The sequence below is a fragment of the Ruegeria sp. CI8 genome, from assembly GCF_056536865.1.
Map to the genome: position 1 here is coordinate 89,782 of NZ_JBQFQL010000005.1, position 19,916 is coordinate 109,697.

Below are 19,916 nucleotides of genomic sequence, written 5' to 3' on the forward strand. Positions count from 1 at the left end.
GGATGATTTCTGTTGAAGACCTGATTGCGCTGGTCCGCAACTACAACCCCAAGACAAATGCCGATCGCATCGCCCGGGCCTATGAGTTCGGAATGCAGATGCATGAAGGGCAGTTCCGGCACTCGGGCGAGCCCTATTTTTCGCATCCCGTCGCAGTTGCCGCCATTCTGACCGAGCAGCGCCTGGACGATGCCACGATCATCACCGCGCTGCTGCACGACACGATCGAGGACACCAAGGCAAGCTATTCCAAGATCGCCGAACTGTTCGGTGACGAGGTGGCGATGCTGGTCGACGGTGTCACCAAGCTGACCAACCTGCAGCTTTCCAGTCGCGAAACCAAGCAGGCCGAGAACTTCCGCAAACTGTTCATGGCCATGTCCAAGGACCTGCGGGTGATCCTGGTCAAGCTGGCCGACCGCCTGCACAATATGCGCACGATCAAGGCGATGCGCCCTGAAAAACAGGTGCAGAAAGCGCGCGAAACGATGGACATCTACGCGCCGCTGGCCGGCCGGATGGGTATGCAGTGGATGCGCGAAGAGCTTGAGGACCTGGCGTTCCGCGTCCTCAACCCCGAAGGCCGCCAGTCGATCATCCGCCGCTTCATCACGCTGCAGCGCGAAACCGGCGACGTGATTCACCGGATCACCGGCGACATGCGGCACGAGCTTGAGAAAGCGGGGATCGAGGCCGAAGTCTTTGGTCGCGCCAAGAAACCCTATTCGATCTGGCGCAAGATGCAGGAGAAGGATCAGGGGTTCTCGCGCCTGTCCGACATCTATGGCTTCCGCATCATTACCCAGACCGAAGAGGACTGCTATCGCACCCTTGGGGCCATCCACCAGCGCTGGCGCGCTGTGCCGGGACGGTTCAAGGACTATATCAGTCAGCCGAAATCGAACGGCTACCGGTCGATCCACACGACGGTCTCGGGTCGTGACGGCAAGCGGGTCGAGGTGCAGATCCGTACCCGTCAGATGCATGACGTCGCCGAGACAGGAGTGGCCGCGCACTGGTCCTATCGTGACGGTGTACGGACGGAAAACCCATTTGCGGTCGATCCGGCGAAGTGGATCGCCAACCTGACCGAGCAGTTCGATACAGAGGAAGACCACGAAGATTTCCTCGAGGCGGTGAAGCTCGAGATGTATTCGGACCAGGTCTTCTGCTTCACGCCCAAGGGCGACGTGGTGAAACTGCCGCGCGGGGCGACCCCGATCGATTTCGCTTACGCCATTCATACGCGTATCGGCCATGCCTGTGTCGGGGCCAAGGTTGACGGTATCCGCGTGCCGCTGTGGACGCGGCTCAAGAATGGCCAATCGGTCGACATCATCACGGCCGACGGCCAGACTCCGCAGGTAACCTGGCTTGAGATTGCCGTGACCGGCAAGGCCCGCACCGCCATCCGCCGCGCCCTGCGCGAGGTTGATCGTGAACGGTTCATCAAACTGGGGCGCGAGCTGGTCCGCGCGGGGTTCGAACATGTCGGCCGCAAGGCGACCGACAAGGCATTGGAAACCGCCGCCAAACACCTGCGCATCAAGAACAGCGATGAGTTGCTGGCCCGCGTCGGCAGTGCCGAACTGACCGCCCATGATGTGGTGGCCGCAGTCTATCCCGACCTGACCCGCGACGAGGGCGAAGCAATCCCCTTGCGTCGCGCCGTGATCGGGCTTGAGCCGGGGCAGGGGTTTGAACGCGCGCCATGCTGCCAGCCTTTGCCGGGTGAACGCATCGTGGGCATCACGTCTCGGGGCAAGGGAGTGGTGGTGCATTCCATCGATTGCGATCGCCTTGCCGAATTCGAGGATCAGCCGCAACGGTGGGTGAACCTTCACTGGCATACTGGCACGCATCCGGCCGCCTACGGCGCCACGTTGGAACTGACCATCGGCAACGACGCCGGCGTGCTGGGACGTATTTGCACATTGATCGGCGAGAAAAAGGCCAATATCTCGAACCTGGAATTCGTGGACCGGAAGCCAGATTTCTATCGTCTGCTGATCAGTATCGAGGTGCGGGATCTTGAACAGCTGCATTCGCTGATGCTGATGCTCGAGGCGGAAAGTGACGTGGCTGCGGTCGAACGGTATCGGGACATGACAAGCGCTGCGGTCGCAGCTGGCTGAGAAGGGGTGATCAGGAGTGGTTTTCAAGCGCCGTGATCGCCGCTCGGTACTCCAGGTCCTGTCCGAGTTGGTCTATCCTCGCGGCGGTTGGACCCGCGCCTTCCACTATGTCAAACACCGCGTCCGTCGTCTTCCGGACTCGCCCGAACGCATTGCCCGTGGGGTAGGGGCCGGGGTGTTCGCGTCCTTCACCCCATTCTACGGCCTTCATTTTCTGGTTGCCGCGGTCTTGGCCCGGCTGCTGAACGGCAACATCCTTGCCGCGTTGAGCGGCACCTTTTTCGGCAACCCGCTGACCTACGTTCCGATCGGCGTGGTCTGCCTGCAAACTGGGCATTTCCTGCTGGGCACCGAATACGAAGAGGGCGACACCAAGGGGCTGATGGGCAAATTTGCCAGCGCGATGGGGGACCTCAAGGATAACTTCCTGGCGATGTTTTCCGATCGGGTCGCTGACTGGCACGGGCTGTCGCAATTTTATGACGAAGTGTTCTTTCCCTACATGATTGGCGGCATCATTCCCGGCATCGTGGCCGGCGTGATCTGCACCTATATCAGCCTGCCGGTGATCCGAACCTATCAGATGCGCCGCCGCGCAAAGATCAAGGCGAAGTTCGAAGAAATCAAACGCTTGGCCGAAGCAAGCTCTGCCGTTCCCCGACCAAACCCGATAGGCTCGGGCGACGCGAACAAAAAGGATTCGAAGGATGTCTGACACCCCTCTGCGCCTGGGCGTGAATATCGACCATGTTGCCACCGTGCGCAACGCCCGTGGCGGCGCCTATCCCGACCCGCTTCGCGCCGCAAAGCTTGCCGAAGAGGCCGGGGCCGACGGCATCACTGCGCACCTGCGCGAAGACCGGCGGCATATCTCGGATGCGGATATCGACGGGCTGATGGAGGTTCTGACTGTTCCGCTGAACTTTGAAATGGCGGCTACGGATGAGATGCAGAAGATCGCTCTGCGCCACAAGCCGCACGCCGTCTGCATCGTCCCCGAGAAGCGCGAGGAACGTACCACCGAAGGTGGCCTGGAAGTCGCGCGCGAGGAAAACCGTCTGGCGCATTTCATCGCGCCGCTTCGTGACGTCGGTTGCCGGGTGTCGATCTTCATCGCCGCAGACCCCAAGCAGATCGAGGCCGCCCACCGCATCGGCGCCGAAGTGATCGAGCTGCACACTGGTGCCTATTGCGACGCCCATGCCGAGGGTCGGGTGGACGACGCGCAATGCGAACTGGAGGCTCTGCGCAAGATGTCCACCTTTGCCCATTCGCTGGGCCTTGAAGTGCATGCCGGCCATGGCCTGTCCTATGACACGGTCCAGCCCGTTGCCGCCTTTCCCGAAGTGCGCGAGTTGAACATTGGTCATTTCCTGATCGGCGAGTCCATCTTCCGGGGCCTCACCCCAGCCATTCAGGAAATGCGCCGCCTGATGGATGAGGCGCGCCAATGAGCCACTGCCTTGAAGCCTCCTTCTTCTGGATCTTCCGATGCGCTTGAACATTCCCAGGTTTCTTGTCGTCTTCGTGATCACCTCGATTGCGGTCCCGGCCGTTTTGTTTGGCGTTTCGGCGGTGTTCGGAATTGACTTGTCCAGCAGTTTCCTGCCGTTCATCCCCTTTTTGGCCGCTGCGACTTTCGAAGGACACCGACAGGTTCAGACACACCAGACCATGCCGGGCAGCGGCGACATGTGGAGCGCCGCACTATGGATGGGCATCGTCGGGATGTTGACCAACCTTGTCATGGCTGGGCTGTTCTTTCTTGTCGTTCCGGGCATGTCCGAGGGATTGGCCGGTATCCCGGTGAACTTTTTGGTGATCGGTTTCACGATCACCTTTGTCGTGGCGTTTCTCATTTCGCGGCTATTCCTGTGGGTGGGTGCCCGGTCTGCGTTCAAGGCTCTTGAAAGAGCAAAGAAAGAGTTGAACTCATGATACTCGGCATCGGTACGGATCTTGCGAATATCGAGCGCATTCAGGGCACGCTCGATCGGTTCGGTGACCGGTTCCGCAACCGTGTCTTCACCGAGACCGAGCAGCGCAAGGCCGAGCGCCGGCGGGATACGGCCGGAACCTACGCCAAGCGCTGGGCCGCAAAAGAGGCGTGCTCCAAGGCGCTGGGCACGGGGCTGCGTATGGGCATCGCCTGGAAGGACATGGCAGTTACCAATCTGCGCACAGGTCAGCCCGTGATGCATGTGACCGGCTGGGCCGCCGAACGGCTGAAGGAAATGACGCCCGAAGGGCACGAGGCGATCATCCACGTCACCTTGACCGACGATCATCCATGGGCGCAGGCCTTCGTGGTGATCGAGGCGCGCCCGCTCGGTGATCCCGACGCAGCGGCCTTGACACCCCCGCGACCGCGCCGCATGTAACCCCCCGAGCCGAGCAAGGACTGGAGAGCAGTATGGCCGAGCAAGCCAAATCCGGAAACGCCATCTGGGAGACGATCAAGACCATCGTCTATGCCCTGCTGATCGCGGGCGTTTTCCGCACTCTGTTCTTTCAGCCGTTCTGGATTCCGTCGGGGTCGATGAAACCCACGCTGCTGATCGGTGATTTCCTGTTCGTCAACAAGATGGCCTATGGCTATTCCTACGCGTCCTGCCCCAGTCTGATCATCCCCAGCGTCGGCCTCGATGTCGATGCCGAGGACATCTGCGGCTGGATGGGGGGCGACAATACCCGACTGCTGGGCGGCGAGCCCGAGCGGGGCGACGTCATCGTGTTCCGCCATCCGGTTTCGGGGCGTGACTACATCAAGCGACTGATCGGCCTGCCCGGAGACAAGATCCAGATCAAGGATGGCGTGGTCTACATCAACGGTACCGAAGCCAAGCAGACCCCGGATGGCACTTTTACCGAAATCGCCGAGCCGCAAGGGCCTCAACGTCTTCGGCCGCGCTGTGAAAATGGCCCGGTCGGTGTCGGCGGAACCTGTGAAAAGACCCGGATGATCGAAACGCTGTCGGGCGGCGTGTCGCATGAAATCCTGAATATCGGCAATCAGAGCACTGACAACACGGGTGTCTACACCGTGCCGGAAGGGCACTACTTCTTCATGGGCGACAACCGTGACAATTCCAGTGACAGCCGCGTGCCGCAGGTCGCAGGCGGCGTCGGCTACGTTCCTTATGAAAACCTGATCGGTCGAGCCGACCGCATCATGTTCTCGTCCGCCGGGCGTTCGATGCTGTTTTTCTGGACCTGGCGCGGTGACCGGTTCTTCAAGGCGGTAAATTGAAGCTGTCGACCGACATGAAGGCGTTCGAAAAACGCCTTGGACACAGGTTCGCCAATCCCGAACTACTGGTTCGGGCGCTGACCCATGGTTCGGTCTCGTCTTCGACGCGTCCGGACAACCAGCGGCTCGAGTTTCTGGGTGACCGTGTGCTGGGGCTTGTGATGGCCACCGCTTTGCTCGAGGCCGATCAGAAGGCCACCGAAGGCCAGCTGGCCCCCCGTTTCAACGCGCTGGTGCGCAAGGAAACCTGTGCCGACGTTGCCCGCCAGATCGATATCGGCGCGGTTCTGAAGCTGGGCCGGTCAGAGATGCTGTCGGGCGGGCGCCGCAAGCAGGCGCTCTTGGGCGACGCCATGGAGGCAGTTATAGCCGCGGTCTATCGCGATGCCGGTTTTGAGGCGGCGCAGCAAGTGATCCTGTCGCTGTGGGGCGACCGGATTCACACGGTCGAAGCGGATGCGCGCGATGCCAAGACATCGCTTCAGGAATGGGCGCAGGCGCGCGGGCAGAAACCGCCCGCTTATGTCGAGATTTCGCGCAGCGGCCCGGATCACGCCCCTGTTTTCACCATCGCGGCCCGGCTGCAGGACGGATCCGAGGCCCAAGCAACGGCCGGCTCCAAACGTCAGGCGGAACAGGCGGCTGCGCAGGCTCTGCTGGATCGTGTGACAAGCTGATCTCTTCGATCGCGGTGTTACCTGCTCTTGATCTGTCCGGGAATGTCCGCGAGGGCTGTCCACCTATCACGAACCACGTCTGCAACGGCTAGACCTTGCCGCTCAAACGACCCGCAAGAACCCGGTCAGCCCGGTCTTCTGGTGTTCGATCACATGGCAGTGAAAGGCCCAGTCGCCCGGATTGTCTGCGACCAGCCCGATTTCGACGACCTCGTCTTTCAACAGCAGCATGGTGTCCGTCACCAGCGGCGGCAATTCTCGCAGGTTTGATCGCAACGGCACAAAGACCAGCCCGTGCAGATGGATCGGATGCAGGTTCGGAGATTTATTGCGCAGCCTCAAGACGTAGCTTTTGCCCAGTTCCAGCGTCGCCAGTGGCCCGACGTCTGCGGCAGCATCTCCGGGCCAGGGAACCCGGTTGATCGACCAGAAATTGTATCCAAGAGACCCGCAGAACCCATTGTCCGGCAGTTCACCTTCTGGCGTCCAGCCGAAGACGAATTCGTGCACCTGAGCGTTGCCGAGATCGGGCAGGGCGACCGGGTTCTTCGGCAAAGGCTTCAGTTCTCTCAGGTCCCGGTGCGCGGATAGCCCGACCGATCGCAGGCTGGCCATCGTCCTCAAGGGCTGACCAGGCAGTTTGGCCACAAGGTCGACCTGTGCCCCTTCGCCGTCCGGCATCGCAACGGCAAAGTCTACACGCTGACCGGGGCCCACCAGCAAGGGATCATCTGCACTCGGCATCGGCAGTTCGACGGTGACCGGGTGACCGTCCCACGCGATGATCTGCGCGTTTCCGCCCGTCAGGTGCAACTTGTAGATCCGGGTCGTATCCGAATTGAGAAGTCGCAGCCGCACGAGGCTGCCGGCCGCGTGATCATAGACTGGATGCTGGAGCCAGTTCGCGGTCTGCACATTGCCGAAAGTTCCAGCTCTGGCCGCGCCCCGCTGGGTGTAGGCGGGCAGAAATGCCCCCGTCTCGTCCAGGCGAAAGTCCCGCAGGTTGATCACTTGCTCGCTGTCGAACCCGACGTCTTCAGGCTCGGCGATGACCGTCACTCCGGTCAGGCCGTGCGCCATCTGCTCCATCGTCATGCAATGCGGGTGATACCAGTAGGTTCCGGCGTCTGGGGGTGTGAACTCGTAGGTGAAGCTTTCGTTTTGTCCCAGCGGCATCTGGGTCAGATAAGGCACGCCATCCATATCATTGCGGATGCGCATCCCGTGCCAGTGCATCGAGGTATAGTCGGGCAGAGTATTTTTGACCGTCAGTCTCATCGCTTCACCCTGACGTCCAAAAAGGACGGGCGGAGGAGCGTCGGGGCTCAGGCTGACCATTCCTTGCGTAGGCTGGTCCCGAAACATGTAGCTGGCGCTTTGAACCACCAGGTCCTGATCAGTGCTATTGGAAGCGAATGCAAGTCCACCCAAGCCCGCGGCCCCTATTGCGGCGCCGCCCGATAAAAGAAACTCCCGTCGTTTCATGCCTGATCCTCAAGATGCGGGTCGCGGCCTGGCTGGGATCGGCTTGGCCTGTGCGCCTGTCCTGCCACTCCCGTACCGGTCCTGCAATGCGACAAATGCCTCTGGCCCGCTGTGCCTTTCTGCGATAGGGATGCGCACCTGAAAACAGGATCACCATACAATGACGACACGCGCCGGATTCATCGCCCTGATCGGAGAGCCCAACGCAGGCAAATCCACCCTTCTGAACCGCATGGTCGGGGCCAAGGTCTCGATCGTGACGCACAAGGTGCAGACAACGCGTGCCCGTATCCGCGGCGTCGCGATGGAGGGTGATGCGCAACTGGTCTTCGTCGATACGCCGGGCCTGTTCAAACCCCGCCGCCGGCTTGACCGCGCGATGGTCGCGGCGGCCTGGGGCGGCGCGGCCGATGCCGACATCATCGTGCTGATGGTCGAAGCACATCGCGGTATCACCGAAGGCGTCGAGCGCATCCTGGATGGCCTGTCCGAGATCGCGCAGGGCCGCAAGGTGGCGCTGGCGATCAACAAGATCGACCGGGTCGAGGCGCCCGCGCTGCTGTCACTGACCCGAGACTTGAACGACCGTTTTCCCTTTGCCGAAACCTTCATGATCTCGGCCGAGAAAGGCCACGGCGTCGACGACCTGCGTGTCTGGCTGGCACAGCATCTGCCCGAAGGCCCCTGGCTTTATCCCGAAGACCAGATCGCCGATCTGCCGCTGCGCATGATCGCGGCCGAGATCACGCGCGAAAAGCTGACCCTGCGCCTGCATCAGGAGCTGCCCTATCAGCTGACAGTCGAGACCGAGAACTGGGAAGAGCGCAAGGATGGTTCGGCTAAGATCGACCAGATCATCTATGTCATGCGCGACGGCCACAAGGGCATCGTGCTGGGCAAGCGCGGCGAGACGATCAAGGCCGTCAGCCAGGCCGCCCGGGCCGAGTTGGAGGAATTCCTTGATCGCAAGGTCCACCTGTTCCTGCAGGTGAAGGTCCGGCCCAACTGGCTGGAAGAGGCCGAGCGCTACTCGGAAATGGGGCTGGATTTCAAAGACGGCAACGCATGACCCGTCTGACGGCCGAGTTCTGGGTCCACGCCTATCTGGCCCGGCTGCGCCTGCACGAGATCCCCGCCTTTGTCGTGGCGCATGGCGACGACACAGCCGGCGCGGTTCTGGTCAAGCTCAACACGCTTGACGGCAATGCCACCGCCTTTCAGCGCAGCTTCGACCTGCTCAGCGGCGCACGCAAGTGGATCGAGCTCGCCAAAGGTCCCGAGGCCGAGGTGGACGAGGCCATTGCCCGTCAGCGCAGCTTTGACCCCGATCTTTGGGTGATCGAGGTCGAAGACCGGCAGGGCCGGCACCTGTTGGACGAAGAGGGGCTGGACTAGGGCTGCTTTACCACAAAGGCGACAGCGCCAGCCAGACGCCCGCGAACATGGCGATCCCGCCCAGGTTCACCCAGATGTGCCAGATCGCATAGCGGTAGGGCAGCGTCTTGCGGGCGTAGAACGCGGTTCCGATCACATAGCAGCCGGACCCGGCCAGAATGCACCACAGTGTCGCCACCGGTACGCCCCGCAGGTCGGGCAGGGCCAGCAGGCCCAGCGCGCCCAACCCCAGGTAGGATGCGGTTGACCAGCGCGATTTCACTGTTTCGTTGGTGATCTTGTTCCAGACCGCCACCGCCGTCAGCGCCCAACACACCACCAGCAGGCCCAAAGTCCAGGGCGTGCCAGCCAGAACGAAGAACGGCGTGAAGGTGCCCGTAATGCTGGGATAGATCGCCGCGTGGTCGATGCGACGCAGCAGTGTGCGCCGTGCGTGCAGCGGCAGAAAGTGATAGGCCCAGGACGCCAGGTTCGACGCCAGCGCACACAAGACGTAAACCACGACAGCGGCGACCAGCGGACCTTGCAGATGGGTTGCCGCCTTAGCCACCAGCAAGCCGCCAGCAATCAAGATCAACGCCAGGCCCACTGCATGCACCGCCATGTCCGCGCGGCGGAAGGCGGGAGAAATGCTGGGAAAGGTCGCGTCGGTCATGTCTGGTCTCGTGGCTGCCCGTTCTGGGTAATATCGCCCCGGGTCCAAGTCCACAATTCCGGCACGTCAGCCGGTGTCTTCCGATTGAATTTGCTTCTTTCCGCGCCGCGCTCTACCGTCGCGGTCCGACGCGACCTCAAGGCAACCCAAGGGCCCCGCATGGACTGGCGCGACCATGGCATTCTTCTGACCGCCCGCCGCCACGGCGAAACCGCGGCCATCATTGAGGTTTTCACCGAAACCCATGGCCGACACGCGGGCGTGGTGCGCGGGGGTACCAGCCGCAAAATCGCGCCCATCCTGCAGCCCGGCGCGCAGTTGGACGTGCTGTGGCGGGCGCGGCTGCAGGAACATATCGGCACCTTCCAGGTCGAACCGCTGCGCTCGCGCGCGGCAGCGGCGTTTTCGGGGCGGCTGGCCCTGTCGGGGCTGAACGCGGTCGTGGCGCTGCTGTCCTTTTGCCTGCCCGAACGCGAACCGCACCCCGGCATCTATCGACAGACCGAACAGCTGATGGATCTGCTGGGCCAGGATGAGATCTGGCCGCTGGCTTACCTGCGCTGGGAGCTGGCCCTGCTTGAAGAGCTGGGTTTTGGGCTGGACCTGACCCGCTGCGCCGTGACCGGCACGACCGAGGGGTTGGCCTATGTCTCGCCCAAGACCGGCCGGGCGGTCAGCGCTGAAGGCGCCGGGGATTGGGCCGACCGCCTGCTGCCTCTGCCGCCGGTGCTGCGCGGGCAGGGGGCCGCCCCGGATGACGAGATCGCCGCCGGGCTGCGCACGACCGGCTATTTCCTGGCGCATCGCGTGGCGCCATCGCTGGGTCATACGCCGCTGCCCGAGGCCCGCACCCGCTTTGTCGATCAGTTCACTCGGCGGCTCTGAACACCATCTCGTGCCCGTCCTCGTTGCGCAGGATCAGCACGTCGCCCGACACCTCGGACTGCGTCATCGCCAGCAGCGCTGCGAAATAGAACCCTTCGGCCTCAAGCCCGGCGCAGGCGGCGCGGGTGGCGGTCAGGTCGGTGATCTCGAACCACGGATAGGGCGCGTTCAATGTGCCCGAGTAGCTGTTGCAGGGCGCGTTTCCGGCAATCTTGCCTTCCTCGGGAAAGCGCAGCAGGGCGCTGGCCTCATAGGGCTGGCCGTTCACCTCCTGCAGCTCCCAGGTGCGGTCGGCCGCGCCATAGGCGGCGACGCTCTCGTCGCGGTCGCATTGCAGCAGGGCAAGGGCGGGCAGGATCAGGCTCAGGCGCAGCATGAGGGTTTTCTATCCTGACTTGGCGTCATTGCGCCAGCAGTTCGGCGCGCACTTCCATCCGGGGGCGCCAGTTGTAGCGTGTGTCCTCGCGTACTGGCGCCCAGAACAGGTCACCCCCGTTGCGCCAGCCGTCCAGCACGATCGCGTCATTGGGCCCATCGCCTTTGGCACTGATCGCGGCGGAATGGTGGATGATCCGAAACGGGGTCGGCGGCGAAGTGATCCAGTGCAGGTCCAGTGTGCGGAAGTTTTCCTGCCGCAGCCGCTTGAGCATGTCCTCGGCCCAGTCATTGCACAGCCCGCGCTCGCGAAAACCGTTGATGACTTTGGCGTTGTGGATGATCGCCGGATCGGTGACCCGGTACTCGGCCCTCAGCTGCAGCGCATAGTCATGGGCGATCTGCGCCGCGCGGGCGGCTTCCTGCGGATCGACGTCAGGGCTGAGGTTCTGAATGGCGCGGGTCAGACCGGCAACATCGCCCGAGGGTGTGCCCGACGGCGTGCTGCATCCTGCAAACAAGAGGCCAAGAACAAGGATCAGAAGGCGCGCCATGGTTTCTCCGCAAGGCTTGTTCGGGCATCTGCATTGCGGCGGCGCAGCATGATGCGGTTCGCAGGCTACTTAGCCGAAACCGGTGCCGGAACCCAAGGCATATTTTGTTCTCCGCCGGAGCGTACGGTCGAGATCAGGGATGTACAATCCGGAAGATCGGGGCCCGAGAACCTGTTTGTTTAGTAAAAAAGAAAAGACCCGGCGCTGGGCCGGGCCAAGTTGGGGAAACCGCGACGGGCGGGCGTTCAGGCCAGCAGACGCCGCGCGATGACTTGCGCCTGAATCTCGGCGGCACCTTCAAAGATGTTCAGGATGCGGGCATCACAAAGAACGCGGCTGATCTTGTATTCCAGCGCGAAACCGTTGCCGCCGTGAATCTGCAACCCGTTGTCGGCCGCAGCCCAGGCGACGCGCGCGCCCAGCAGCTTGGCCATCCCGGCCTCCAGGTCGCAGCGGTGGCCGTTGTCCTTCTCCCAGGCGCTGAAATAGGTCAGCTGGCGGGCGATCATGATCTCGACCGCCATCATCGCCAGCTTGCCGGACACGCGCGGGAAGTTGATCAGGGCCTTGCCGAACTGCTTGCGCTCCTGCGCGTATTGCATGGCGATGTCCAGCGCGCTTTGGGCAACACCGATGGCGCGGGCGGCGGTCTGGATACGCGCGGATTCAAAGGTTTCCATGAGCTGCTTGAAGCCCTTGCCCTCCTCGCCGCCCAGTAGGTTCTCGCCTTTGACGTGGAAGCCGTCGAAGGCCAGCTCGTATTCCTTCATGCCGCGATAGCCCAGCACCTCGATCTCGCCGCCGGTCATGCCGGGGGTCGGGAAGGGGTTGTCGTCGGTGCCGGGTGTCTTTTCGGCCAGGAACATCGACAAGCCCCGGTGGTCGGTGGTTTCGGGATCGGTGCGCGCCAGCAACGTCATCACATGGGTGCGCGCGGCATGGGTGATCCAGGTCTTGTTGCCCGTGATCTTGTAGTCGCCATTCTCGTCCTTGACCGCGCGGGTGCGCAGGCTACCAAGGTCCGAGCCGGTGTTGGGTTCGGTGAACACGGCCGTCGGCAGGATCTCGGCGCTGGCGATCTTGGGCAGCCATTGGGCCTTTTGGTCGTCGGTGCCGCCCGCGATGATCAACTCGGCCGCGATCTCGGACCGGGTGCCAAGGCTGCCCACGCCGATATACCCGCGCGACAGTTCTTCGGAGACGACACACATCGACGCCTTGGACAGGCCGAACCCGCCGTATTCCTCGGGGATGGTCAGGCCGAATACGCCCATTTCGGCCAGTTCCTCGATGATTTCCATCGGGATCAGCTCGTCCTTCAGGTGCCACTCATGCGCGTTGGGCTCGACCCGATCCAGCGCATAGCGGCGGAACTGCTCGCGGATCATCTCAAGCTCTTCGTCCAGGCCCGAGGCGCCGAACATGGTGGCCCCGGACTGGTCTTGCATCAGCTGAACCAGACGGCTGCGCGCGGCCTGGCTGTTGGCCTGTGCCATCAGAGTCTGCACCTCGGCGCATTGGAAGCCCGACAGCGCATCCCAGCCCAGCCCCAGATCCTGCAGGCGCACGACCTCACCCTGGTTCATCGGGATGCCGCCGGCGACCTGGTGCAAGTATTCACCAAAGGCGATCTGGTGCAGCAACTGTTCCATCTCGGCGAACTTGCCCTGGGCGTCCAGCGCCTCGGCCCATTTCTGCATCTGCTGCAGCGACTGGTTGTAGGTCGCCAGCCAGGCCAGCCCATGCGCGGCGGTCTGGTTCGCCTCGACCAAAGCGCCTGAGACGCGACCCTCGGCCGTGACCATCTCGCGCACCTCATCGCGTGCTTGGTCAAAGACGGACTGAACCGCCGGCAGCGCGGCCCCCGTCAGGGTCAGAAGATCAGGCAGAACCGGCTGAGAAGTCATGTTCGTCATATCTTGTCCGTCATGGGCCATGAATCACGTCCTTTGCTGGGTTGTCTGGTCATATCATGCTGCAACTGCAGCGCAACAAAAATTCACAAAATGCGTCGAATAGGTCCAAAAATTACGTAACGAATTTTGCGGTGCAGAGAAAATCTGCGGTGGTATGTAGGGGAAATGGATCTGTTTTCTTTGATGTCCCTGCCCGAACTCTGCCTTGCGTTCGCGGTCGCCTTTCTGGCCGGAGCGGTGAAAGGTATGGTCGGTTTCGCCATGCCGATGGTCCTGATTTCGGGGCTCAGCATGATGCTGCCGCCCCAGCTTGCGCTGGCCGGGCTGATCCTGCCAACAGTTGTGACGAACGGGATCCAGGCCTTGAGAGAAGGACGCGCGGCAGCGATGTCTTCGATCCGGCAGTTCCGGGTCTTTCTTTCCGTCGGGCTGGTCTTTTTGTTGGGGAGCGCTCAGCTGATCAGCCTGGTTCCATCGCAGGCTTTCCTTCTGATGATCGGAATTCCCGTCACGTTCTTTGCCACGATCCAACTGCTGGGCGTGAAACTGAGCCTGTCTGAACAATCGCCGAAGATCGAGGCCGCAGTCGGTGCGGTTACCGGGTTCATTGGCGGCATATCAGGCGTTTGGGGACCTCCGACCGTTGCCTATCTGACTGCGCTGAATACCCCCAAATCCGAACAATTGCGCATTCAGGGCGTAATCTATGGCTTGGGAGCCTTGGCTCTGGTCGTGGCGCATATTGGATCAGGCGTGTTGCGTGCTGAAACCGTGCCGTTCTCGGCCGCGCTGACCCTTCCGGCTTTGGCCGGCATGTGGCTGGGATTGCAGATGCATGATCGGATTGATCAGGCCACGTTCCGCAAGGCGACTTTGTTGGTTCTGATGATCGCAGGTGCGAACTTGCTGCGCAGGGGGGTGTTCGGTTGAACGCTCAACCTTTACGCTCAAAATAGCGGAAGGCAAAAAACAGTCCGAACATCAGGAACAGCAGTCCCGACAGATCGCCGATCAAAAAGGCAAAATACTCGGCCGTCGCGCTGCCAAAAGCCAGGTTGGTCAGGCCGGACACCAGGATTGACGTGATGACTCCGACCCCCATGATGCAGGCCCAGCAGGGCGCGCGATCAGCGGCGGGAAACAGATCCCACCCCAGCCATTTCAACAAATAGAATACGGCCGGCGCCGTCGTGACCGCAATCAAGATGGCCAACAGGCGGCTTGTCAGAAAAACGTCCGAGCCACCGAGTGTCGCGAAAACCAGAAAGACACCGGGCAGCATGGCCAGTATCGCACGCCACCCCAAGAGCCACGCCGCAAGGACCCGCACGCCGTGCGGAAGAAACAACAGGCTGGCGCGGCTGGGGTACTCTGGAAAGAACACGTTCTGCATGGGCATCAAAACCCAAAATGTCAGAAACGATGCGCCGATATAGGCCAAAGAAGCGTAAAACGTGTCAGAGGCCCACGATCGCATCACGTCATGCTTCTTTCAGGATTGCTCAGCGGTCAACGCGGGGCGTTGACGACATACCGTCCCCGGTTGGCGTTCCCGCTTTGGGACAAGTAGCCCTTCTGTACCAGCGACTTGAGGGCGCGGAAGAAGGTCGGGCGCGAAACGCTTTGCACCAAAGTGTGCTCGATCAGGCCATAGGTCCGGACTTCGCGCGTGTCTTTCGACAATTCTTCGGCCGCGTAATAAATGTCACGCTCTACCGGAGAAAGCTCTTCGAGCCCCAACGTGCGTTCCATGCTCTGCATCAACTTGCGCAGTTCCGCCAGTTTCGAGATCTCGGTCATTTCCATTCCTGATTTTACCAGTGCCACCAGTTGATATCCGCTTGGTCAAATGACCCATGATAGTCGCCTATCACACGGCATATCTCATGTTGACACTCATCCCCTTGATAATACACTACCGCCTTGATTAGGCTGCTCATCTTGCGAGTGTGAGTGTCCGCGCGCGAGCTGCCCAAAGGTTTTTTCAGTCTCGGCCCGGTGCATTTTGCGCCGGGCTATTTCCTTGTAATGGGTCCTGGATTTACTGCATGATTTTTAGGCGGGCAACGAATTTGTTCATGCCAATGTCACATTACAACTGCAGGAAGAACAAATAACTGCAAGGACCCGTTATTGTGCGCGCAGGGGCACGCAACCGCGCCCCTGCATGTCGGTTCAGCCGATTGCGACGGCTTTGATGTCTTCGTCGATGAACGGCAAATACTGTTCAAAGTTCTCGGCAAACATGTGCACCAGCTTTTCCGCCTGTTTGTCGAAAGCGGCCTGATCGTCCCAGGTACGGCGCGGATCCAACAGAACTTCGGGCACGCCGGGGACCGTCACCGGAACGTCGAAGCCGAAATTGGCGTCCTTGCGATACTCGGCATCGGCCAACGAGCCGTCCAGAGCCGCAGTCAGCAGGGCACGCGTGGCCTTGATCGGCATCCGGCTGCCCACACCGTATGCGCCGCCGGTCCAGCCGGTATTGACCAGCCAGCAGGTTGCGCCGTGCTGGGCGATCTTGTCGCGCAGCAGCTTGCCGTATTCTTCGGGGCGGCGCGGCATGAACGGGGCGCCGAAGCAGGTCGAGAAGGTGGGTTGCGGCTCGGTCACGCCGCGTTCGGTTCCGGCAACCTTCGAAGTGAAGCCCGACAGGAAATGGTACATCGCCTGCGCCGGGGTCAGCCGTGCGATCGGCGGCAGGACGCCGAAGGCATCACAGGTCAGCATGATGATGTTTTTCGGGTGCCCGCCCAGCGCCGTCTTGGAGGCGTTCGAAATGTATTCCAGCGGGTAGGCGCACCGCATGTTCGCGGTCAGGCTGTCATCGTTGAAATCCAGTTTCAGGGTTTCGGTATCAAAGACCATGTTCTCGATCACCGTGCCGAACTTCGACGTGGTCGCGTAGATCTCGGGTTCCGCTTCGGCGCTCAGATTGATGGTCTTGGCATAGCATCCGCCTTCGAAGTTGAAGGTCCCGCGATCCGACCAGCCGTGCTCGTCGTCGCCGATCAGAACACGTGCCGGATCAGCCGAAAGCGTGGTCTTGCCGGTGCCGGACAGGCCGAAAAACACGGCGGTGTCGACGGGGTTGCCCACCGCATGGTTGGCCGAGCAATGCATCGGCATCACGCCTTTCTCCGGCAGCAGGTAGTTCAGAAGCGTAAACACGGACTTCTTGTTCTCGCCCGCGTATTCGGTGCCGCCAATGAGAATCAGTTTGCGGTCAAAATTCAGCGCAATCACCGTTTCGCTGCGGCAATCGTGCTTTTTCGGGTCCGCCTGGAAACTGGGGCAGTTGATGATGGTGTAATCTGCGATGAATTCGTCCAGGTCCTCGCGGTCCGGGCGACGCAGCAGGTGCCGGATGAACAGGTTGTGCCATGCCAGTTCCGTAACCATGCGCACATTGATCGCATAGGCGGGATCCGCGCCGCCAACCAGATCCTGAACGAAGTAGTCCTTGCCTTTCATATGGGCCAGCATGTCAGTGTACAGCGCGTCAAAGCCATCGGGGCTCATTTCTGCGTTGTTTTCCCACCAGATGCTGTCCGCCACGCTTTCGGTCCGGACGACGTGCTTGTCCTTGGGGGACCGGCCTGTGAACTTGCCGGTGGACACCAGAAACGCTCCGCCATTGCCCAGCGTGCCTTCATTCCGCTTGAGCGCCTTCTGAATCAGCGCCGGCTCCATCAAGTTGTAATAGACATTGCCCAGCCCCTCGATGCCTTGATCTTCGAGGCGGAACTGCGGGTTTACCCGTCCAAATGTCATTCGTGTCTTCTCCTGTGGCGGCGCTGCGGCGGTTGGGGCCGTCTGCGCTCATGAGGCGTAGTGCCGGTTAGTCCGGCGGATAAAGGCCTCATATCACGGCCGTTTAGGGCATGAACAGGACGGTTTGGCACAGTTAGCGCAACCAAGGCCGGGTTTAGCGCAACCAAGATTTTCCGGTCGGAAAACCCGGGCACTTTCGGAAGCGCAGGACGACCTTTTTGTCGCAGGATCGTGAACAATGTGGCGCGATTCGTACATCCGGATTGATTCGCGGCCTTAAAAAAGCCAAGAATGCCCTACAAAAAGCAAAAATATATCGTGAGTGAGCAGGTAAAGGGGCAGCCCTATGTCTAAGATTGCACTGGTGGATGACGATCGGAACATTCTGACGTCCGTATCCATGACGCTCGAGGCCGAAGGGTTCGAGGTCGAAACCTACAATGACGGGCAGGCAGCCCTTGACGCGTTCAACAAGAAACTGCCGGATATGGCGGTTCTGGACATCAAGATGCCCCGCATGGACGGCATGGATCTGCTGCAGCGGCTGCGGCAGAAAACCCAGATGCCGGTGATTTTCCTCACGTCCAAAGACGATGAGATCGACGAGGTTCTGGGCCTGCGGATGGGCGCGGATGACTACGTGAAAAAGCCGTTCTCTCAACGCCTTCTGGTTGAGCGCATCCGTGCGCTGCTGCGCCGTCAGGAAGCGACCGACGGGGATGCGTCGGCGGCAACCACCGGGGACGCAAAGGTGATGGAGCGCGGCGATCTGCGCATGGACCCCCTGCGTCACGCGGTCAGCTGGAAGGGAACCGATGTTTCGCTGACGGTCACGGAATTCCTGCTGCTACAGGCCTTGGCGCAGCGCCCCGGCTTCGTCAAAAGCCGCGATCAGCTGATGGATGTCGCATATGACGATCAGGTCTATGTCGACGACCGGACCATCGACAGCCACATCAAGCGTCTGCGCAAGAAGATGCGTGCGGCTGATCCCGAGTTTTCGGCTATCGAAACGCTGTACGGTATCGGGTACCGTTACAACGAGGAATAAGCCGGGCCGGCTTTCTGCAAAGGTGAATTTGTTTCGTGCGTGACACCGAGCAATCCAGCGAGTTGCGCGACGGTGACGTCGTTCTGGGCGATGATTGGGTCATCCCGCAAGACCCAGAGTCGGCCGAGCTGCGCGCGCGGCGATCGCGGCGTACTCTGTTCACGCTGCGCAACTCGCCGCTGGCGCGCAAGATCATCACGTTCAACCTGATTGCTTTGGTGATCCTGGTCGCAGGGCTGCTGTATCTGGATGACACCCGAAAAGAGAGGGTCCAGCAAACGGCGCGGAACCTGATCGGCGATGCGCAACTGGTCAGCAACGTCTTCGAGGCCCAGCTGCGCCAGGTTGCCGGATCGCGGGACGCTTCTGACCTGAACGTCAAGGCGACACTTGCCGGGCTGAGCATCCCCGAAGGCGGCGAAGTCTTCGTCTATGACAGCACCGGCACGTTGATCGGCTGGACACGGGGTTCCTCGACCGTGTCGGAATTGCCGGGCCTGATTCAGGCCGAGGCGGATGTTCCGACCGGCAGCACATTGATCTCTGATGCCCTGACCGCCGTCTGGAATGGTCTGTATTCGGTTTTCACCACCGGATCTGAAACCGAGGCGCCGACGCTGGCACAGCGGGTTCAGGACATCATACCAAACGCGCTGGACGGCCACATGCAGGTTCACGCCGTGTCTGATGCGGCCGGAGACACCGTGATTGTGGCGGCGTCGCCAATCGTTCTGGATGGCGCCCCTGTGGGGGCTGTCGCAATGGCTGGCCCCGCCGGAGAAATCGATGCACTGGCTCGAAAAGAGCAGGAGCGCATTCTACAGATGTTTGTCGTTGCCCTGCTGGTCTCGGTGGGTCTCAGCCTTGTGCTGGCCTCGACCATCGCGAACCCGCTGGCGGATCTGGCCGCTGCGGCGGAAATGGGCAAGGACCGCGGCACTGGGGTCAATCCCGGCCGTATCCGCATCCCCGACCTGAGCGCCCGCCCGGACGAGATTGGTCGGCTTAGCCGTGCGCTGCGGGGAATGGTGACGGCGCTCTACAACCGGATAGACGCCAACGAACAGTTCGCGGCTGACGTCGCGCATGAAATCAAGAACCCCTTGGCCAGCCTGCAATCGGCCGTCGGTACGCTGCGAATGGTCAAGCGTGACGATCAGCGCGAGAAATTGTTGGGCGTTATTGAGCACGATGTCCGCCGATTGGACCGCCTTGTCAGCGACATCTCGAATGCGTCCCGCCTGGACGCTGAACTGGTCAAAGAGCAGGAGCAGCCCTTCGATCTTCTGAAGCTGATCGGCAATATCAGTCAGTACCTGGGCGAAGATGCCCGATCGAAGGGGATCGACTACATCACGGATTTGCCGTCCAAGCCCATCGTCATAAACGGGCTCGAGGCCCGTCTGGCACAGGTTTTCGTGAACCTGATTACAAATGCCATCTCCTTCTGCGAGGAAAGCGACGCGATCCGCGTTTGGGTGCGCCAACGCGAAAACCGGGTTCTGGTTGTTGTTGAAGACACTGGCCCCGGTATTCCAGATCAGGCCCTGACCAAGGTGTTCAAGCGCTTCTATTCGCAGCGCCCGGCAGAGCATTTCGGTAACAACTCGGGCCTTGGACTTGCGATCTCGAAGCAGATTGTCGAGGCCCACGGCGGCGTCATCTGGGCCGAGAACATCCGCCCGACCGAGGCGGACATCACGTCGGACCCGCAAGGTGCGCGGTTTGTCGTGGGTCTTCCCCTTTGAGCGATGTGCGCTTTGC

21 protein-coding genes are annotated in these 19,916 nt (G+C 61.3%); 13 read left to right on the top strand and 8 right to left on the bottom strand.

Features of this window, described 5'->3' with window-relative positions:
* Window positions 1–2: 2 nt before the first annotated feature.
* From ACR0DA_RS17640 to rnc, 7 genes are read left to right on the top strand one after another with little or no spacing between them, the layout of a single operon-like run.
* Window positions 3–2,135: a RelA/SpoT family protein gene (locus tag ACR0DA_RS17640; RefSeq protein WP_170343420.1), complete on the top strand. Its 2,133-nt coding sequence runs from the start codon at window positions 3–5 to the stop codon at window positions 2,133–2,135.
* A gap of 16 nt (window positions 2,136–2,151) precedes the next feature.
* Window positions 2,152–2,850, top strand: a complete 699-nt coding sequence (locus ACR0DA_RS17645; protein ID WP_170361532.1) for a DUF2062 domain-containing protein — start codon at window positions 2,152–2,154, stop codon at window positions 2,848–2,850.
* Window positions 2,843–3,589, top strand: a complete 747-nt coding sequence (locus ACR0DA_RS17650) for a pyridoxine 5'-phosphate synthase (RefSeq protein WP_480755105.1) — start codon at window positions 2,843–2,845, stop codon at window positions 3,587–3,589. The genes ACR0DA_RS17645 and ACR0DA_RS17650 overlap by 8 nt, the downstream gene beginning before the upstream one ends.
* A 37-nt stretch (window positions 3,590–3,626) precedes the next feature.
* Window positions 3,627–4,073 (top strand): ABZJ_00895 family protein, encoded by a 447-nt coding sequence (locus ACR0DA_RS17655; RefSeq protein ID WP_170530276.1) that lies wholly within the window; start codon window positions 3,627–3,629, stop codon window positions 4,071–4,073.
* On the top strand, window positions 4,070–4,516 hold the full coding sequence (gene acpS / locus ACR0DA_RS17660) for a holo-ACP synthase (protein WP_093965271.1): 447 nt from the start codon (window positions 4,070–4,072) through the stop codon (window positions 4,514–4,516). Before ACR0DA_RS17655 ends, acpS begins: the two co-directional genes overlap by 4 nt.
* Window positions 4,517–4,548: 32 nt before the next feature.
* Window positions 4,549–5,385, top strand: a complete 837-nt coding sequence (gene lepB / locus ACR0DA_RS17665) for a signal peptidase I (protein WP_170361538.1) — start codon at window positions 4,549–4,551, stop codon at window positions 5,383–5,385.
* Complete coding sequence (gene rnc / locus ACR0DA_RS17670; protein ID WP_170366282.1) at window positions 5,382–6,062, top strand: ribonuclease III; 681 nt, start codon at window positions 5,382–5,384, stop codon at window positions 6,060–6,062. Before lepB ends, rnc begins: the two co-directional genes overlap by 4 nt.
* A 102-nt stretch (window positions 6,063–6,164) precedes the next feature.
* Here the strand turns inward: rnc and ACR0DA_RS17675 are convergent, their stop codons facing one another.
* Window positions 6,165–7,547, bottom strand: coding sequence for a multicopper oxidase family protein (locus tag ACR0DA_RS17675; RefSeq protein WP_170454044.1), 1,383 nt, complete (start codon window positions 7,545–7,547; stop codon window positions 6,165–6,167).
* A gap of 160 nt (window positions 7,548–7,707) precedes the next feature.
* On the opposite strand from ACR0DA_RS17675, the gene era reads away from it, so the two are divergent.
* Window positions 7,708–8,616 (top strand): GTPase Era, encoded by a 909-nt coding sequence (gene era / locus ACR0DA_RS17680; protein WP_170372737.1) that lies wholly within the window; start codon window positions 7,708–7,710, stop codon window positions 8,614–8,616.
* Window positions 8,613–8,942: a DUF1491 family protein gene (locus ACR0DA_RS17685; protein WP_170372739.1), complete on the top strand. Its 330-nt coding sequence runs from the start codon at window positions 8,613–8,615 to the stop codon at window positions 8,940–8,942. Before era ends, ACR0DA_RS17685 begins: the two co-directional genes overlap by 4 nt.
* A gap of 7 nt (window positions 8,943–8,949) precedes the next feature.
* On the opposite strand, the gene trhA is transcribed toward ACR0DA_RS17685, so the two are convergent.
* Entirely contained in the window at window positions 8,950–9,597 is a 648-nt protein-coding gene (gene trhA, locus ACR0DA_RS17690) for a PAQR family membrane homeostasis protein TrhA (protein ID WP_170372741.1), read from the bottom strand.
* 159 nt (window positions 9,598–9,756) lie between these two features.
* Here trhA and recO point away from each other — a divergent pair, with 159 nt between their 5' ends.
* Window positions 9,757–10,482: a DNA repair protein RecO gene (gene recO, locus ACR0DA_RS17695; RefSeq protein ID WP_480755108.1), complete on the top strand. Its 726-nt coding sequence runs from the start codon at window positions 9,757–9,759 to the stop codon at window positions 10,480–10,482.
* Here recO and ACR0DA_RS17700 read toward each other — a convergent pair.
* From ACR0DA_RS17700 to ACR0DA_RS17710, 3 genes are all read right to left on the bottom strand, one after another.
* On the bottom strand, window positions 10,466–10,858 hold the full coding sequence (locus ACR0DA_RS17700; protein WP_170448895.1) for an META domain-containing protein: 393 nt from the start codon (window positions 10,856–10,858) through the stop codon (window positions 10,466–10,468). The two genes, recO and ACR0DA_RS17700, sit on opposite strands and share 17 nt — an antisense overlap.
* A gap of 25 nt (window positions 10,859–10,883) precedes the next feature.
* Window positions 10,884–11,411 carry a hypothetical protein gene (locus ACR0DA_RS17705; RefSeq protein WP_480755109.1) on the bottom strand — a complete coding sequence of 176 codons (528 nt, stop codon included), beginning with the start codon at window positions 11,409–11,411 and terminating at the stop codon, window positions 10,884–10,886.
* 245 nt (window positions 11,412–11,656) lie between these two features.
* Window positions 11,657–13,348: an acyl-CoA dehydrogenase family protein gene (locus ACR0DA_RS17710; RefSeq protein WP_480755110.1), complete on the bottom strand. Its 1,692-nt coding sequence runs from the start codon at window positions 13,346–13,348 to the stop codon at window positions 11,657–11,659.
* 144 nt (window positions 13,349–13,492) lie between these two features.
* Here ACR0DA_RS17710 and ACR0DA_RS17715 point away from each other — a divergent pair, with 144 nt between their 5' ends.
* On the top strand, window positions 13,493–14,257 hold the full coding sequence (locus ACR0DA_RS17715; protein WP_480755112.1) for a sulfite exporter TauE/SafE family protein: 765 nt from the start codon (window positions 13,493–13,495) through the stop codon (window positions 14,255–14,257).
* Window positions 14,258–14,261: 4 nt separating this feature from the next.
* Here ACR0DA_RS17715 and ACR0DA_RS17720 read toward each other — a convergent pair whose 3' ends face one another.
* The 3 genes from ACR0DA_RS17720 to ACR0DA_RS17730 all read right to left on the bottom strand — a co-directional run bounded on the left by ACR0DA_RS17720 (window position 14,262) and on the right by ACR0DA_RS17730 (window position 17,101).
* Window positions 14,262–14,804: a hypothetical protein gene (locus tag ACR0DA_RS17720; protein ID WP_254430024.1), complete on the bottom strand. Its 543-nt coding sequence runs from the start codon at window positions 14,802–14,804 to the stop codon at window positions 14,262–14,264.
* A gap of 32 nt (window positions 14,805–14,836) precedes the next feature.
* Window positions 14,837–15,127, bottom strand: a complete 291-nt coding sequence (locus tag ACR0DA_RS17725; protein ID WP_093965332.1) for a hypothetical protein — start codon at window positions 15,125–15,127, stop codon at window positions 14,837–14,839.
* 375 nt (window positions 15,128–15,502) lie between these two features.
* Window positions 15,503–17,101, bottom strand: a complete 1,599-nt coding sequence (locus tag ACR0DA_RS17730; protein ID WP_480755113.1) for a phosphoenolpyruvate carboxykinase — start codon at window positions 17,099–17,101, stop codon at window positions 15,503–15,505.
* Window positions 17,102–17,447: 346 nt separating this feature from the next.
* Between ACR0DA_RS17730 and ACR0DA_RS17735 the strand changes: the two genes are divergently transcribed.
* Window positions 17,448–18,152 carry a response regulator transcription factor gene (locus ACR0DA_RS17735; protein ID WP_170342637.1) on the top strand — a complete coding sequence of 235 codons (705 nt, stop codon included), beginning with the start codon at window positions 17,448–17,450 and terminating at the stop codon, window positions 18,150–18,152.
* 35 nt (window positions 18,153–18,187) lie between these two features.
* On the top strand, window positions 18,188–19,900 hold the full coding sequence (locus ACR0DA_RS17740; protein ID WP_170361560.1) for a sensor histidine kinase: 1,713 nt from the start codon (window positions 18,188–18,190) through the stop codon (window positions 19,898–19,900).
* Window positions 19,901–19,916 lie beyond the last annotated feature (16 nt).

Bases quoted from the DNA above. Each gene is read 5' to 3' on its own strand.
- trhA (WP_170372741.1), bottom strand. From the start codon at position 9,597: ATGACCGACGCGACCTTTCCCAGCATTTCTCCCGCCTTCCGCCGCGCG.
- acpS (WP_093965271.1), top strand. From the start codon at position 4,070: ATGATACTCGGCATCGGTACGGATCTTGCGAATATCGAGCGCATTCAG.
- lepB (WP_170361538.1), top strand. From the start codon at position 4,549: ATGGCCGAGCAAGCCAAATCCGGAAACGCCATCTGGGAGACGATCAAG.
- ACR0DA_RS17685 (WP_170372739.1), top strand. From the start codon at position 8,613: ATGACCCGTCTGACGGCCGAGTTCTGGGTCCACGCCTATCTGGCCCGG.
- ACR0DA_RS17720 (WP_254430024.1), bottom strand. From the start codon at position 14,804: ATGCGATCGTGGGCCTCTGACACGTTTTACGCTTCTTTGGCCTATATC.
- ACR0DA_RS17735 (WP_170342637.1), top strand. From the start codon at position 17,448: ATGTCTAAGATTGCACTGGTGGATGACGATCGGAACATTCTGACGTCC.
- ACR0DA_RS17705 (WP_480755109.1), bottom strand. From the start codon at position 11,411: ATGGCGCGCCTTCTGATCCTTGTTCTTGGCCTCTTGTTTGCAGGATGC.
- ACR0DA_RS17650 (WP_480755105.1), top strand. From the start codon at position 2,843: ATGTCTGACACCCCTCTGCGCCTGGGCGTGAATATCGACCATGTTGCC.
- ACR0DA_RS17655 (WP_170530276.1), top strand. From the start codon at position 3,627: ATGCGCTTGAACATTCCCAGGTTTCTTGTCGTCTTCGTGATCACCTCG.
- ACR0DA_RS17700 (WP_170448895.1), bottom strand. From the start codon at position 10,858: ATGCTGCGCCTGAGCCTGATCCTGCCCGCCCTTGCCCTGCTGCAATGC.
- ACR0DA_RS17725 (WP_093965332.1), bottom strand. From the start codon at position 15,127: ATGACCGAGATCTCGAAACTGGCGGAACTGCGCAAGTTGATGCAGAGC.
- ACR0DA_RS17640 (WP_170343420.1), top strand. From the start codon at position 3: ATGATTTCTGTTGAAGACCTGATTGCGCTGGTCCGCAACTACAACCCC.
- era (WP_170372737.1), top strand. From the start codon at position 7,708: ATGACGACACGCGCCGGATTCATCGCCCTGATCGGAGAGCCCAACGCA.
- ACR0DA_RS17715 (WP_480755112.1), top strand. From the start codon at position 13,493: ATGGATCTGTTTTCTTTGATGTCCCTGCCCGAACTCTGCCTTGCGTTC.
- ACR0DA_RS17730 (WP_480755113.1), bottom strand. From the start codon at position 17,101: ATGACATTTGGACGGGTAAACCCGCAGTTCCGCCTCGAAGATCAAGGC.
- ACR0DA_RS17710 (WP_480755110.1), bottom strand. From the start codon at position 13,348: ATGGCCCATGACGGACAAGATATGACGAACATGACTTCTCAGCCGGTT.
- recO (WP_480755108.1), top strand. From the start codon at position 9,757: ATGGACTGGCGCGACCATGGCATTCTTCTGACCGCCCGCCGCCACGGC.
- ACR0DA_RS17675 (WP_170454044.1), bottom strand. From the start codon at position 7,547: ATGAAACGACGGGAGTTTCTTTTATCGGGCGGCGCCGCAATAGGGGCC.